General features: G+C 58.2%; 12 protein-coding genes. 4 read left to right on the top strand and 8 right to left on the bottom strand.

The genetic code is table 11. The annotated features are described in order from the left end of the window. Window positions 1-63 precede the first annotated feature (63 nt). From KYK14_RS02510 to modA, 5 genes are all read right to left on the bottom strand, one after another. Window positions 64-468, bottom strand: coding sequence for a SpoIIAA family protein (locus KYK14_RS02510; RefSeq protein WP_185284046.1), 405 nt, complete (start codon window positions 466-468; stop codon window positions 64-66). A 44-nt stretch (window positions 469-512) separates the two neighbouring features. Then, on the bottom strand, window positions 513-1,373 hold the full coding sequence (gene mutM, locus KYK14_RS02505; protein ID WP_185284047.1) for a DNA-formamidopyrimidine glycosylase: 861 nt from the start codon (window positions 1,371-1,373) through the stop codon (window positions 513-515). Between the two features lie 253 nt (window positions 1,374-1,626). Beyond that, complete coding sequence (locus KYK14_RS02500; RefSeq protein ID WP_219156671.1) at window positions 1,627-2,481, bottom strand: ATP-binding cassette domain-containing protein; 855 nt, start codon at window positions 2,479-2,481, stop codon at window positions 1,627-1,629. Then, complete coding sequence (modB, locus tag KYK14_RS02495; RefSeq protein WP_185284049.1) at window positions 2,478-3,152, bottom strand: molybdate ABC transporter permease subunit; 675 nt, start codon at window positions 3,150-3,152, stop codon at window positions 2,478-2,480. Before modB ends, KYK14_RS02500 begins: the two co-directional genes overlap by 4 nt. Window positions 3,153-3,320: 168 nt before the next feature. Further along, the gene (gene modA, locus KYK14_RS02490) at window positions 3,321-4,088 is read right to left on the bottom strand and encodes a molybdate ABC transporter substrate-binding protein (protein WP_219156669.1); all 768 of its coding nucleotides are present in this window, start codon (window positions 4,086-4,088) and stop codon (window positions 3,321-3,323) included. Window positions 4,089-4,324: 236 nt separating this feature from the next. On the opposite strand from modA, the gene tkt reads away from it, so the two are divergent. From tkt to KYK14_RS02470, 4 genes are all read left to right on the top strand, one after another. After that, complete coding sequence (tkt, locus tag KYK14_RS02485; protein WP_219156667.1) at window positions 4,325-6,376, top strand: transketolase; 2,052 nt, start codon at window positions 4,325-4,327, stop codon at window positions 6,374-6,376. A gap of 227 nt (window positions 6,377-6,603) precedes the next feature. Further along, complete coding sequence (locus KYK14_RS02480) at window positions 6,604-9,414, top strand: bifunctional transaldolase/phosoglucose isomerase (RefSeq protein ID WP_219156665.1); 2,811 nt, start codon at window positions 6,604-6,606, stop codon at window positions 9,412-9,414. A gap of 127 nt (window positions 9,415-9,541) precedes the next feature. Next, a complete protein-coding gene (locus KYK14_RS02475; RefSeq protein ID WP_208307503.1) occupies window positions 9,542-9,895 on the top strand; it encodes a spore germination protein GerW family protein in 354 nt (117 codons plus the stop codon). Window positions 9,896-10,494: 599 nt separating this feature from the next. Then, window positions 10,495-12,141: a MutS-related protein gene (locus tag KYK14_RS02470; RefSeq protein ID WP_219156663.1), complete on the top strand. Its 1,647-nt coding sequence runs from the start codon at window positions 10,495-10,497 to the stop codon at window positions 12,139-12,141. 174 nt (window positions 12,142-12,315) lie between these two features. Here the strand turns inward: KYK14_RS02470 and KYK14_RS02465 are convergent, their stop codons facing one another. From KYK14_RS02465 to KYK14_RS02455, 3 genes are all read right to left on the bottom strand, one after another. Next, complete coding sequence (locus KYK14_RS02465) at window positions 12,316-12,552, bottom strand: hypothetical protein (RefSeq protein ID WP_185284054.1); 237 nt, start codon at window positions 12,550-12,552, stop codon at window positions 12,316-12,318. Between the two features lie 130 nt (window positions 12,553-12,682). Next, a complete protein-coding gene (locus KYK14_RS02460) occupies window positions 12,683-12,907 on the bottom strand; it encodes a hypothetical protein (protein WP_219156661.1) in 225 nt (74 codons plus the stop codon). 211 nt (window positions 12,908-13,118) lie between these two features. Continuing rightward, window positions 13,119-14,534, bottom strand: coding sequence for a T9SS type A sorting domain-containing protein (locus KYK14_RS02455; protein WP_219156659.1), 1,416 nt, complete (start codon window positions 14,532-14,534; stop codon window positions 13,119-13,121). Window positions 14,535-14,539: the final 5 nt, after the last annotated feature.

Genomic DNA, 14,539 nt, shown 5'->3' with positions numbered 1-14,539 from the left:
AACTTGGTTTTTCCCACCAAAACAGACGCAACGATGGGCGCGCGTAACGCTCCTCTACTGATTCTACGAGGAATACACGTCTACAGTACGCGGTGAGGCCACGGCGTTTTCGCCGCGCACCCATTGCAGGGCTACCATTTTTTCGTCGGGGTTGAAGTGCTTCACATCGCTGGGCGTGATGACGGAGCTGAGCGCCGCCCCGGCTTTCACCAATGTATTGTCGTTGCTGACCACAGCCACGCGGTTGAAACTGGTGAAGTGCTTTACATCTTCTTTCAACTCTTCCCAGAGCGCTTTCAAAGTCACATCTTCAATGCCCTGGTATTCAAGGTAGGCGTTCACCTTACCGTACTGCTGTACCTTTTTTTCGAGGGTAGGCACCACGCCTTGGTAGTCGGCTTTGGTGAGCGTGCCACCGATATAAAGGGCCAGCAGGTTTTCATCGGGATAATCAACTGCGCGAAACATAAGCGAATTCGTTAAAAGTGGAGGGGCTACTTTTTACGCTTTCCCTACCCCTGGGTTCCGCTGGCCGTTGGCTTTTCACTGGCCGTGACGGGCACTGGCTGGCATTTGGGGCAGTAGTAGGTAGCCCGACCACCCACGTATTTCTTCTCAATTTCGGTGCGCGGGTGGCGCGGGCAAAACCGGTGCTTGTCGGTACCCGGCGTGGCCGAGTCGTCCCACTCGCGCGCATGAATCAGGAACGACGCCGGGAAGTTGCGGTACGTGGCCTCCTGCTGGATAGCCGTTTTCAGCACCAGTTGAATGGACGCGTGCAGGGCTTTGAACTCCTTCTCGGTAAGCGTATTGCACAGCCGTTCGGGGTTGATTTTAGCCTGAAACAGCACCTCATCCACAATCCAGTTGCCCAAGCCGGCAGTGATGCGCTGGTCGAGTAGAGCAGGCTTCAGCAGCGTTTTCTTTTTGCTGAGCGCCGCTTGCAGCTGCTCAGAAGTGATATCGAGCGCATCGGGACCAAGCTTTTTCAGCTTCTGGTATTCGGCCACACTGCCGGCCAGCCGGATGCGGCCGAATTTGCGCGGGTCTACAAAGGCGATGCGCATGCCGTCGGCCAGGTGTAGGGCCACGCGGGTGAAGCGCGGGGCGTCGGGGTCGTCGCGGTAGGCGCCCACGTCGCCGGTCATGCCAAAGTGCAAGGCCAGCACAGTGTCGTTGTCGAGTTCGAGAAAGCAGTTTTTGCCCAAGCGACGCGTGGCCATTACCTGCCTACCCACCAGGTAGCGCCGCAGCGTGTCCTCATCGGTGGTGAGCACATGGGCGTCGCGCACTTCTACTGCCGTAATGGGTTGATGTAGAATAAGGTCATCCAGAAACCGGCGGTAGGTTTCGACTTCGGGTAGTTCGGGCACGGGCAGGAAATGGTGAGTGGTCGAATGATGCGTAAGAAACGCGCTGCCTTACTGTGGAGTTTCGCCTTTATTCATACACTCAAATGCCTTTGCTGTAGCGGCTATTTGAATTAGCTAAAAAGATGTGTAGAGACGCATACTTGCGTCTCTTCATTGAACAACTCGCATCAGCACCGTTTCAGCAAACAACATCAACAACGACGAGACGCAAATATGCGTCTCCACACCGGACAATAGTTAACTCAAACAATAGCTACCTCTCCCGTTGCACGCTACCTGTTAGCACTAGCGTGTCGCCTACTTGATAGGGTGTGGCGGCACTTACTGCCACGGTTACTACCTCCTCTCCTACCCTTACCTGCAATGTCTGGCCAGTGGCCGAAGGCTCGGCGGCTACTACGGTGCCGGTCAACTGGAAGTTGGGAGCTGTGTCAGTGCCGGGCAGCACCGCCGACGGCAAGCCGTCGCGCACTACCCTACCCCCGTCCAGCTCCACGGCACGGGTAGCCAGCCGCGTTATTTCGGCGTAGTCGTGGCTTACGAGCAGCGTAGTGAGCTGAAAGCGCTGGTGCGCCGCGGCCAGCGCCTGTTGCAGCCGCAGGCGGGTAGGCACGTCCAGGGCAGCCAGGGGCTCATCGAGCAGGAGCAGGCGGGGCTGCCGGGCCAGCGCCCGCGCCAGGGCCACGCGCTGCTGCTGCCCCCCCGAAAGCTGCTGCGGCCGCTGCCGGGCCAGCTCGCCTAGGTCCATTAGTTCCAACAGCTCGTCTACCAACGCCTTGCCCGACGCATCAGGTAGGGCAAATTCTAGGTTCTGGCGCACCGTCATGTTCGGAAACAACGCGTAGTCCTGAAATACGAAGCCAATGCTACGGCGCTGGGGTGGCAGCCAGATACCGCTTTGCTGGTCATACCACACCTCGTTTCCTACCCGTAAATGGCCACTGGCCGGTCGGCTCAAGCCCGCCAGCAAGCGCAACAGCGTGGTTTTGCCGGCGCCCGAGGCGCCGTATACGGCCACCAACTCACCGGCTGTTACGGACAGGCGCACGTCTAGCAGGGTCGGGCCGTGCGCGGTTTGCAGGGGCTTGGTGAGGTGCAGGTCAATCACAGCAGGCGGCTGGCAGAGCGTTTGGTGAAAGCGGCCAGCAGCAATAGCCCCGCGAAGGATAGTCCTACCAACACCAGCGCGTAGTGGTTGGCGCGGGCGTAGTCGAGGCTTTCGGCGGCGTCGTAGATGGCGATGGAAGCAACCCGCGTCTGGCCCGGAATGTTGCCGCCAATCATCAACACTACCCCAAACTCGCCCACCGTATGCGCAAAGGTCAGCACCGAAGCACTCAGCAACGCCGGCCGGATATTGGGCAACAGCACCCGCCACAAGGTCGTCAGCCGCGACTTGCCCAGCGTGTACGCGGCCTCCCGCAACGAGCGGGGCACATTGTGCAAAGCGGCCTGCACTGGCTGCACCATAAAGGGTAGACTATATACCAACGACCCAATCAGAATGCCGCCAAACGTGAAGTTCAGCTCTAGTCCCAGCGTGTGCACCAGGAAGTGTCCTACCCCACTATCGGCGCTGAAAGCCAGCAACAGGTAAAACCCAATCACCGTGGGCGGCAGCACCAGCGGCAAACTCACCAGCGCCTCTACCACCGCCTTGCCCCGAAACCGGGCATACGCCAACCAGTAGGCTAACGGCACGCCCAGCAGCAAGAGCAGCAGGGTAGTGAGAGCGGCCAGCTTGGCGGTGAGCAGTAGGGTTTGGGAGAAGTCGGACAAAGTGGAAGCGGTATTCTTTTATGTTTTCTTAGGTTGTCATCCTGAGCGGAGCGAAGGACCTTCTCACGTTGGAGTTACTAATGAATGACTTTGTTCTGCCGTGGGAAGGTCCTTCGCTCCGCTCAGGATGACAGATAAATATGACAGACGACTTTCAAGGCTCCTACCCTACTCAAACCCATACCGCTTCAGCACGGCTTTGGCCGAGGCGCTGCTGATAAACGCCGTGAACGAAGCTGCCGCCGGATTGCCGGCGGCTCGCTTTATCACCACATAAGCCTGCTCCAAAGGCGTGTGCGCGTCAGCAGGAATGAGGTAGTAGTGCCCTTGTCGGCGTAGCTGCGGACTACGGGCCAACGACAAGGCGAGTATACCTGCGTCGGCGGCGCCGGTAGTGGCGTATTGGGCCGTTTGGCTGATGTTTTCGCCCAGCACCAAGCGCGGTTTCAGCTTATCGTACAGGCCGTAGTGTTGCAGAGCCTCCTGCGCCTTCTGGCCGTAGGGGGCGTGGGCGGGGTTGGCCATGGCAATTTTATGAATGGCTGGGTTCAGTAAGATATTCATACCCTGCGGGCGTGGATCGAGCTTTTTGCTCCACACCACCAGCCGGCCGGTAGCGTAGCGTTGGGGCGCGCTGGCCGTGAGGCCCTGCTGGTACAGCTTGCGAGGGTAGTTGCTATCAGCGGAGAAGTAGATATCGAACGGGGCGCCGTGACTGAGCTGCTGGTAGAATTTGCCCGAGGAGCCGTACACCACCTTCACTTGCTGTTGTGGCTGTTGGCGGCGGTAGATGGTGAGCAGCGAATCCATCACGTACTGCAAATCGGAGGCGGCGGCAATGGTAAGGGGCGCGGGCGCTGCTGACTGGGGCGGAGTAGCGCCTACCAGGCACAGCAGCAGCAACAGCGCAGGCAACGCGAGATGCAAACGGAACATTATACGTAGTAGCGGGGTGATGTGCGAGAACGAGCGTTGTATACGCAAAGGTATAACGACGAATCTGGTTTTTTGGCTGCGCTTCTGCCCGTCAGCCCCAGGTTTTATTCATCGTTTACACGGTTTTTCCCGTACTAAGTAGTAACGTCTCTGGGCGCAACCAGCCCCCAAGGCTACTGGCAACGATGCCGGTTACGCTTCTTTTGCACCTAAATTTCTTTCAATCTTTCCGTATCATGCCCGAAAACCAACAATCCCTGGACCAGCTGAGCGTCAATACCCTACGTCTGTTATCCGTTGATATGGTGCAGGAGGCCAACTCCGGCCACCCCGGCTTGCCATTGGGTGCCGCTCCTATGGCTTATGTGCTGTGGTCGCGCTTCCTGCGCTTCAACCCCCAAGACCCCGAGTGGCCCAACCGCGACCGGTTTGTATTGTCGGCCGGGCATGGTTCGGCGCTGCTTTACAGCATGTTGCACCTCTACGGCTACGATTTGCCGATGTCGGAACTGAAACGCTTCCGGCAGATGGGCTCCAAAACGCCCGGCCACCCCGAGTCGAACCTGACGGCGGGTGTGGAGGTAACCACCGGACCATTGGGCCAGGGCTTTGCCAACGGCTTAGGCATGGCCATGACGGAGGCTTTCCAGGCCGCCATCTACAACAAGTCCGGCCACAATGTAGTCGACCATTATACTTACGTATTGGTGAGCGACGGCGACCTGATGGAAGGTATTGCCTCGGAGGCCGCCTCGCTGGCGGGTCACCTCAAGCTGGGCAAGATGATTTATCTATACGACGATAATAGCATTTCGCTCGATGGCCCTACTAGCCTCGCGTACACCGAAGACCCGATGGCCCGCTTCGACGCCTACGGCTGGCACACCCAGACGGTAGGCGACGGCAACGACCTGGACGCCATTGAGGCCGCCATCCGTGAAGCGCAAAACGAGACGGACCGCCCGTCGATTATTGCCGTGAAAACGATTATCGGCTTCGGCTCGCCGCTGGAAGGCACCAATAAGTCGCACGGCTCGCCCCTCGGCCCTGAAAACGTGCGCAAAACCAAGGAGTTCTTGGGCTGGAATCCGGACGAGAAGTTCTTTGTGCCTGATGAGGTGAAGCAACACTTGCTGGAACCCGGCCAGCGCGGCGCCAAGCTGCAACAGGAATGGAACGAGCAGTTTGCTACGTATAAAAAGGAATTTGAGGCCGAAGCTCAGCAGTTCGAAACCGCTTTCAGCCACGACTTACCCCAGGGTTGGGATGCCGAACTGCCCGTGTTCAAGCCCGCCGATGGCCCCTTGGCTACCCGTCAGGCTTCGGGTAAAGCCCTTACGGCTCTCAAAAAGAGCGTGCCCTACCTGTTCGGCGGCTCCGCCGACCTGGCTTCATCCAACGAGATGTCGACCAAGGGCGAGGATAGCTTCCAGCCGGGCCGCTACGAGGACAGCAACATCTGGTTTGGGGTGCGCGAGCACGCCATGGGCGGTGCCCTCAACGGCATGGCCCGCCACGGCGGCGTGCGTCCCTACGGCGGTACGTTCCTGAACTTCTCCGACTATATGCGCGGCTCTATCCGCCTCACGGCGCTGGCCCAGTCCACGGCCACGTTTGTGTTCACCCACGACAGCATTGGCCTGGGTGAAGACGGCCCTACCCACCAGCCGGTGGAGCAGGTGATTGGCCTACGTACGGTGCCCAACCTGATTGTGCTGCGCCCCGCCGACGCCAACGAAACCGTGGAATCGTGGCGCATTGCGCTTACCCAGGCCGAAACGCCGGTAGCGCTTATCCTTTCCCGTCAGAAACTGCCGGTGCTGGACCAGGAAACGATGGGGTCGGCCCGCGAAGGCGTGGCTAAAGGCGCCTACATCCTGAAAGACGCCGACAACGGCCAACCAGAGCTAATTTTGATTGGTACCGGCTCGGAAGTGTCGCTGGCGCTGGAAGCCCAGGCGAAGCTGACGCAGGAAGGCGTGGCCGTGCGCGTGGTAAGTATGCCCTCGTGGGAGTTGTTTGAGCTGGAAGAAACTGAATATCAGCACAAAGTCCTACCTCCTGCCGTGCGCAAGCGCATTGCCATTGAGGCCGGCTCACCCATTGGCTGGCACAAATATGTGACCGACGAAGGCACGACCATCAGCATGAACCGCTTTGGCGAATCGGGCCCCGGCGAGGAAGTGATGGCCGAATTTGGCTTCAGCGTAGAAAACGTTGTGAAGCAAGCCCGCGAGTTGTTGAAAGGCAACGACGTGGGTATTGAGAAGAAGGAAGTGCTGAAGTAATCTGTCATTCCGAACGCAGTGAGGAATCTGAGGAAAACAGCTACTTGCTACTCAGATTCCTCACTACGTTCGGAATGACAACTCTTCTGCCCTACCTCGGCAACGGTTTCGGTATTCTCCCTCTTAAATCCGTTAGCCTGAATATTTGGTTTTCCCTAGCTTAGCGCCGCGAACTGTCCTAACACATTTCCGGCCGGGGCTCCGGCCCCAGCTTCTACCCATTTTTTATGAACGCACTCAACAAAATTCGCGAATTCGACCAAAGCATCTGGTTGGACTTCATCCGTCGCAAAATCCTTATCAACGGTGAACTGGTAAAGCGCATCAAGGAAGAAGATTTGCGTGGCGTGACGTCGAACCCGGCTATTTTCGAGAAAGCCATCGGCGGCAGCGACGACTACGATACCACCATCCGGGCCCTAGCCCTGCAAGGCAAATCGGCCGACGACATCTACGCTGAACTGGCCGTGGCCGACGTGCAGCACGCCTGCGACCTGTTCCGCCCCCTCTACGACAGCCACGATAACTCCGGCGACGGCTATGTGAGCTTGGAGGTAGGCCCCAACCTCATCAACGATACTGAGGGTACCATTGAGGAAGGCCTGCGCTTCTGGAAAGCCGTAGACCGCCCCAACGTGATGATTAAGGTGCCGGCTACCCTCGAAGGCCTGCCCGCCATCCGCAAGCTCATTTCGGAAGGCGTGAACGTGAACGTGACGCTCATTTTTGGGCTGGAGCGCTACGAGGCCGTAGCCGAAGCCTACATCTCGGGCCTGGAAGACCGCGTGAAAGCCGGCGGCGCCATCGACAACATCAATTCCGTAGCCAGCTTCTTCCTCTCGCGCATCGACGTGCTGTTGGATCCCGTGCTGGAGAAAATGGTGGAAGAAGGCGGCGAGAAGGCCAAGCTGGCCGAGCCCCTGGTGGGTGAGGTAGCTCTGGCCAGCGCCAAGAAGGCTTACCAGCTCTACAAAGGCATTTTTGCCGGACCACGTTGGGAAGCCCTCAAGGAGAAAGGTGCCAACTCGCAACGCTTGCTGTGGGCCAGCACCGGCAACAAAAACCCCAAGTACGACGACCTGCGCTACGTAGACGGCCTCATTGGTCCGGAGACGGTAAATACCATTCCGGTGGAAACCCTGGACCTGTTCCGCGAGAAAGGCAAAGTAGCCAACACGCTGGAAACCAACCTCGACCAAGTAGAAGAAGTGCTGAACGCCCTACCCAAGCTGGGCATCGACTTGAAAGAGCGTACCCAGTTCCTGGAAGAAGACGGCGGTAAGAAGTTCAAGGAACCCTTCGCTAAGCTGATCGACTCGATTGAGAAAAAGCGCGTGCAAGCCCTGGACTTGCAGCCGGTAGAAGCTGAGATGCAACTAGGCGAGTACCAGCAAGAGGTAGACGCCAAGATTGAGGAGTATAAGAAGTCGGATTTCATCACGGGTTTCTGGAACAAGCAGGCCGATCTGTGGACGCAAGACGCTAAAGGTCAGGAGAGCATCCGTAGCTACATGGGCTGGCTGCGCGTAGCCGAAACCATGATAGACGAGGTAGGCCGCCTGGAGCAGTTTGCTCAGGAAGCCAAGGCCGACGGCTTCACCCACGTAGTGGTAATGGGCATGGGCGGTAGCACCATGGCCCCCATCGTGTTCGAGAAGTCGTTCCCAAAAGGTGAAAACGGCCTCGACGTGCTGATTCTGGACACCACTAATCCCGGCACGGTGCAGGAGATTGAAAAGGCGGTGCCTCTGGAAAAGACGCTCTTCATTGTAGCCAGCAAATCGGGCACTACGGCCGAGCCGCTGGCGTTCGGCGATTATTTCTACGAGAAGGTGAAAGCCGTGAAGGGCGATAAAGCCGGCGAAAACTTCATCGGCATCACCGACCCCGGCTCCCCGTTCATCGAAACGGCCAAGGAATTGGGCTACCGCAAGGTGTTCCTCAACTTCCCTGAGGTAGGCGGCCGTTTCTCGGCTCTCACGTTCTTCGGCCTGGTTCCGGCTGCGCTCTACGGCATCAACGTAGGCGAACTGTTGGCCCGTGCCGTTATCATGATGCGTGCCTGTGGCGCCTACGGTGCTAGCGACAACAACCCTGGCTTGCAGCTAGGTGCTGCGTTGGGCGTACTATCTACCCAAGGCCGCGACAAGCTCACGCTGGTAGTACCTCAGTCGCTCAGCGACTTGGGCTTGTGGCTGGAGCAATTGCTGGCTGAAAGCACTGGCAAAGAAGGCAAAGGCATTCTGCCGGTTGCCGGCGAGCACCTGGGTAAGCCCGAGGTGTACGGCCAGGACCGCGTGTTTGTGTACGTGGGCTACGAAAACGAAGCCGATGAAGATAACACGCAGAAGCTGAAGGCGCTGCAAGAGGCCGGCCACCCGGTTATCACTATCCGCATGAGGGATGCCCTGGACCTGGGTGCCGAATTCTTCCGTTGGGAAGCCGCTACGGCCATTGCCGGCGCGGTGCTGGGCATCAACCCCTTCGACCAGCCCAACGTGCAAGCCGCCAAAACGGCTACCGACAAGATTATGAAGGAGGTAGCCGAAAAAGGCAGCCTGCCGGAGCAGGAAAAAGCCCTGTCGGAAGGCGGGCTGGATTACTACTCATCGGTATCGGGTAGCTCGGCTAAGGAGCTAGTGCAGCAGTTCTTCGCGCAAGCGAAGGCCGGCGACTACGTATCCATCCAAGCCTACCTCACGGAATCGGCAGCGGTGAACGAAGAGACGGCAGAGCTGCGTCAGCAGATTCAGGACAAGCTGCACGTGGCTACCACGTTTGGCTACGGTCCGCGCTTCCTGCACTCTACCGGCCAGTACCACAAGGGTGGCCCCAACACGGGCTTGTTCCTGCAACTGACGGCGGGCCACCCGCAGGATTTGCCCCTACCTGGTCGCTCCTATTCCTTCGGCACCCTGCAAGATGCCCAGGCCCAAGGCGACCTGGAAGCCCTGCAAAGCGCCGACCGCCGTACCCTGCACGTGCACCTCGGCAACGACGCCGCCGCTGGGTTGAAAACGCTGCTGGCGGCTTTCTAAAACAGGTTTTCAGTTGAATAGAGAAGAAGCCAGCGGTGTATGCCGCTGGCTTCTTTTTGTTTACTTTCTTTAGACTATCATGCTGAGCTTGCCGAAGCATGACGTTCTTTTATCAAATGATTTTCTCATGACTCCTTCTGATTCCCCTACCCTCACAGTCGCCCAAAACTTGGCCGAACAACTCAGCACTACCGTCACTGCCCGCACCGTATACGGAGAGCCTGTAGAACGCAACGGCACCACCGTGATTCCCGTGGCGCGGGTCGTTTATGGTTTTGGCGGTGGTGGCGGCGGCCGCCTACCCGAAGCAGCCGGTTCGGGCGGCGGTGGAGGCGTGGTTGTCACGCCTGTTGGGTATATCGAGATGAAGGAAGGCACTACCCGCTTCCGGCCGATTCGCAGTTCCACGGCGTCTATTATTGCCGTGAGCGGGGTCGTAGCGTGGGCCCTGCTGCGGAGCCTACCGAAGCTGTGGCGGTAGGGGCGTTAGACGTCTTCTTTTACTTATCAGACAGCTTTTCAAGATAGCTATTAAGCATCGATCAACTTCTCAAAAGTCCATTCCGCGCCTTTGTTCACTCTAGAAGCACTCATGCCTAAGGGAAGGTCAGCCACCTCCAAGATGGAGGAGTCTAAAGCGGTAACTTGGGCTAGTCCTAGGACGAGATAATCAGCGTCTGTTACATGCTCTTCTTGCCCGGAAAATTGTCAAAAGCCATCGGCAAAGTGGTAAACAAAGAGAATAGGCGATTTGTGATGCACGATATACTTTGTGACAATGACTGCGGTTCTTGATGCATCTATAAATGATTTCATATTAGCTACTGAATTACTGCGTTGGAAATATGATATTAGTGAGCGCATGTAAATAAAATAGCCATAATATCATTCTTAAAAGTTGCTTAATGTAAAGTTTAATTTCCGAACTAGTCTCAGAATAATAACAGTTTTAGCCCGCTCAATCATTGCACCTAGAGTAGCATATTCATTACAATCATTACTGCGCTACCTTTCGCGCTACTTATAATGACCAGTGGCACCACCTCACTGCCCGTGCCTTGATAGCTACCCTATCTTCTTATGTGGACTTCTTCCCGCAAGCGCTTACGCCGCTTGGAAGCGGCCTGGCAACAGCCGGCTGCGCACACTCCTCGTATTCCCCTAGTGGCCCGCTACTACAACCATGTGCAGCACGAGCCCGCCTACCACCGCCTACCCGACCAAACCTGGGTCGACCTGAACGGCGACGCGCTCTTCGGTCTGCTCGATGCCACTGTGAGCCCGGTAGGCGAGCAATGCCTCTACCACCGCCTGCGCAGCCCGCTCGCCGACGAGACTGCCCTACAGGAGTTTGATGCCGCTGCTATCCTGCTGGCGCAGCAACCCGCAGCCCGCGGGCAAGCCCTACTCGCCCTCGACCAGCTGACGGCCCCAGAGGCGTACTACCTGGTTGATTTGCTGGGCGAGGAGCCCCTGCCCGCGTTGCCCAACGTACGCTTCGCGGCGCTGCTCGCGCTGGGGCTGTTGACCACGTTGCTCGGGGGCTTTTGGCTGCCCGTGCTTTGGTTGGGCACGCTTGCGTTTGGTTGCTTCAATGCGGTGTTTCACCTTCGGCATCGCGCCCGGATTCAGCTCTATGTTCGTCCGCTGCTGCAACTGGGCCGCTTGCACCGGGCAGGGCGAGAGTTGCAGCGGGCAGCCCTACCCCTACGGCCGCTGCAACTGCTGGCCGCCCCGCTGGCCCGATTGGGAGGTGTTTTGCGGCAAGCGGCTTTCTTTCAGGTAGAGGATAATATGGGGCTGCTGGAACTGCTCAAGATGCTGCTGCTAGTTGACCAGCTGTTGTATGCCCGCTGCCGGGTGGCTATACAGCGGCAGGCGCCCGCCATTCGAGCCGTCTTTGAGGCCGTGGGCTACGTGGATTGTGCCCTGGCAGTAGCCAGCTTCCGCCAGCGCCACGCTACCTGCGTTCCGCACTTTGGGCCATCTACCGAGGGTGTCCAACTGCAAGGCGGCTACCATCCGCTGGTGCCAGGGTGCGTGCCCAATGACCTCACATTGACCGAATTCGGCGTACTGCTTACCGGCTCGAATATGGCGGGCAAAACCACCTTCATGCGCACGCTGGGCATAAACGCCTTACTGGCACAAACAATAGCCACGTGCCCCGCCACTGCCTACCGCGCCCCTTTTTGCCGGGTACTCACCAGCCTCAACTTGGCCGACAGCCTGTCCACGGGCAAAAGCTATTATTTGGTCGAGGCCGAAACCATGCGGCAGTTGCTGCTGGCCTGCGACGCGGCCCCCGGCAGTTATCTGCTGCTGCTGGATGAGCTGTTCAAAGGCACAAACACGCAGGAGCGCATCGCTGCCAACAAGGCTGTGCTAGAATACTTGCAGCCCCGCAGCTGGGTAGTAGCAGCCACCCACGACGGGGAGCTGGGCACGCTTTTGCAGTCGTGCTTTATTGAGTACCACTTTTGCGAAACCGTCACGGAGGATGACTGGTATTTCGACTACCGCCTCAAAGCGGGTCCGCTCACCACGCGCAATGCTATTCGGCTGTTGGCGCGCCTACACTACCCGGCGCAGGTGGTAGCGGCGGCGCAGGCGCTCAGCGCTACACTGGCTACGCGGGTACAGCCAAATAGCATGCACCTGACCACGCCGGCAGAAACCAGTGCTGTAGCCGATTCTGCCAGCTACGAGGAGAATTTGTTAAGCTAGAGAGTTCTTTACATCAACATTACCCTACACCGAGCTCATTCTTAGTATTTTACCACCGTAGCGGCGGTGTGGTCGGCACGCCTGTTAGCTATATCGAACTGAGAGACAGCACTACTTACTTCCGGCCTATCCGTGGCTCCACGGCTTCCATTATTGCTGTGAGCTGAGTAATGCCTACTTAAGACTAGGCTTCACACGAATAGGCATCATGCCGGGCCGGCTCGAACGGCGGAAAGCAGCCGTATCTTTAATAACAGTAAGATTTTTAGAAGCCGCTTTTCTATTGGTGCGCGGTTGATCGGCAATGGTTGTCTTAGCCTTCGGTTTTGCAGCCGGCGTTGTTTGTGCGGCGGCTGATAGCGAAAGGCACAACAAAGTGCCGCCTACAAGAAGCATGGATAGGGTTTTCATAGTATTATCTTAGTTTATTTAGGGCTTCGACCGTGCCGAGTGAGTGCGTAAGCATGGCTACCACTGCGGAGCCTGCCAAAACTATACAGGTAGTTATATTGAAGTAAGGCTTACCCGATACTTCTAACTTTCACAGGATCGGAACACGTATCCGGCCATCATTTGGCTGGCTCGAACGCAGGAAGGTAGCTGTATCTCTAATAACAGCCAGATTTTTAGAAGGCACTTTCTTAGTGGTGCGCGGTTGAGAAGATGTAGTTGTTTTAACCTTCGGTTTCGGAGCTGTTTGAGCAGCGGCCGAAACCGAGATATAAAGCAGCGCAGCGCTAGCAAGGAGAATCGAGATGGTTTTCATGCGTTTGGCTTGGTTTGTTGATGGAATATACGGAAACTACTCAGGTCCTCAGCATAACGGGTTGAAGGCCTGAGTAGTTTGCACTGCTCAACTTCTTGCGCTACCCTTCCTACTTCTCCACTTCCTGCGTCACGGTTTAACTCAGCCCAGCACGTCGGCGGGTGGATTGTGGAGGCTGAATAAAGCCCATGAGGGAATAGTTACTGCCTACCTATTGCCTTATCAGGCGCAGGGCGTGCTGACCAGTTCGCACCATATATACCCCCGCGGCGCTGCCAGCCGGCAGCCGTAGCTGGGCCGAGCCGGCTGCATCGGCGGTGCTCGTGTGCACCAGGCGGCCCATAGAGTCATACACGCTCACCGCTGCGCTGGGTAGCGCACCCGTTAGTGTGGTAGCCTCACTGGTTGGGTTTGGAAACAAAGCCAGCTCCGGCTGCCCGCTTACAACTACTGTGCGCACCGGCGAAAAGTGGGTGGTGCCATCGTGGTCTACCTGCCGCAGGCGGTAGTACACCAGCGCTGCCCCGTAGCGAGCTAACTCTGGGTCAAGCAGTTGATACTCGTGGGATAGGCTACTCGTGCCGTGCCCCGACACCTGGCCAATACGCCGAAACGCGTACCCATCCTCGCTCACTTCTACCTCAAATCGGTCGTTGTTCACCTCCGAGGCGGTGCTCCACCGCAACAGCGCCGCGGCACCGCGGCGCTCGGCCGTGAAGCGCACCAGCTCCACGGGTAGGGGCTGATTGGAGCTGCTAAGGGTAAGCATGCCCAGCTGCCCAACGCTGGCCGTAAACGAACGGGCACTGACGCTGACCGGCGCACCCTGCGGCGCCCAAGGGCCCGTGCCTTGCTCGGCACGCCAGAGCTGCGCTGTGGTCGGCAGCGTCAGTCCGTGGTCGTCGTCGGCCACCCAACTCACCTTCACAGTGGCCGGAGTAGCCGGGTCGAGCGGCTGGGTAGCCTCCACCTGCCACATTCGGTCGATGCCCTGGTTGGTGCCGCTTCCGCTCTGCCCGTAGCTGACCCCGCCTACTTGCAGACCCGCCGTACGCGTTACTGTCACGGTGCCTAGGTTCTGGCCGTTGGTAGTGAGCGTGAAGCCGTTGGTGAAGTCCACGGTGCCATTTACCGCTGTTCGCTTCACTTGCAGACGGCCCTGTACGTATCGGCCGTCGGCCTCGCCCTCCACGCGGGCGCCGTTGGGGATCAGCAGGGTAGCACTACCCTGGGTGCGCAGCAAACCCTGCGTGAGCGTGAGCTGGGTGCCGATGGTAAGGTCGGCCGGCAGTAGCAGGCGATTATTGCCAGCGCCACCGGTGTTGGCCACCGTCAGCTTTTCTACCGTAGCGGAGCCGGGCGAGAAGGTCTGGTCCTGGCTACCACTAAACAGCAGCAGGCCTGGCGAAGTCAGCGTGCCGGCGTTGAGTAGGTCGCCCGTAAGCTGCACGGTGCCAGCGTTGGTGAGGGTAGCCCTGCTGGCCTGCTGCACGCCGCCCACTACGTAGAGCGTGGCGCCGCTTTGCACGGTCAGGCTGCTGCCAGTGGTGGCCGTAAGGGTTTGGGCAGCGGCGGTGCCTGCCGTGAGTCCTAGCAGCAGACCCGCCATTGAAATGAATTGTTGCATAGCGA

This window comes from Hymenobacter profundi, from assembly GCF_019334315.1.
Lineage (GTDB): Bacteria > Bacteroidota > Bacteroidia > Cytophagales > Hymenobacteraceae > Hymenobacter > Hymenobacter profundi.
This window is presented reverse-complemented; position numbering and strand designations above follow the sequence as displayed.

What these genes read in the sequence shown, in the direction of transcription:
- KYK14_RS02510 (WP_185284046.1), bottom strand. Translation starts at nt 468, where the DNA reads ATGTTTCGCGCAGTTGATTATCCCGATGAAAACCTGCTGGCCCTTTAT.
- tkt (WP_219156667.1), top strand. Translation starts at nt 4,325, where the DNA reads ATGCCCGAAAACCAACAATCCCTGGACCAGCTGAGCGTCAATACCCTA.
- KYK14_RS02470 (WP_219156663.1), top strand. Translation starts at nt 10,495, where the DNA reads ATGTGGACTTCTTCCCGCAAGCGCTTACGCCGCTTGGAAGCGGCCTGG.
- modA (WP_219156669.1), bottom strand. Translation starts at nt 4,088, where the DNA reads ATGTTCCGTTTGCATCTCGCGTTGCCTGCGCTGTTGCTGCTGCTGTGC.
- KYK14_RS02480 (WP_219156665.1), top strand. Translation starts at nt 6,604, where the DNA reads ATGAACGCACTCAACAAAATTCGCGAATTCGACCAAAGCATCTGGTTG.
- KYK14_RS02465 (WP_185284054.1), bottom strand. Translation starts at nt 12,552, where the DNA reads ATGAAAACCCTATCCATGCTTCTTGTAGGCGGCACTTTGTTGTGCCTT.
- KYK14_RS02475 (WP_208307503.1), top strand. Translation starts at nt 9,542, where the DNA reads ATGACTCCTTCTGATTCCCCTACCCTCACAGTCGCCCAAAACTTGGCC.
- KYK14_RS02455 (WP_219156659.1), bottom strand. Translation starts at nt 14,534, where the DNA reads ATGCAACAATTCATTTCAATGGCGGGTCTGCTGCTAGGACTCACGGCA.
- KYK14_RS02460 (WP_219156661.1), bottom strand. Translation starts at nt 12,907, where the DNA reads ATGAAAACCATCTCGATTCTCCTTGCTAGCGCTGCGCTGCTTTATATC.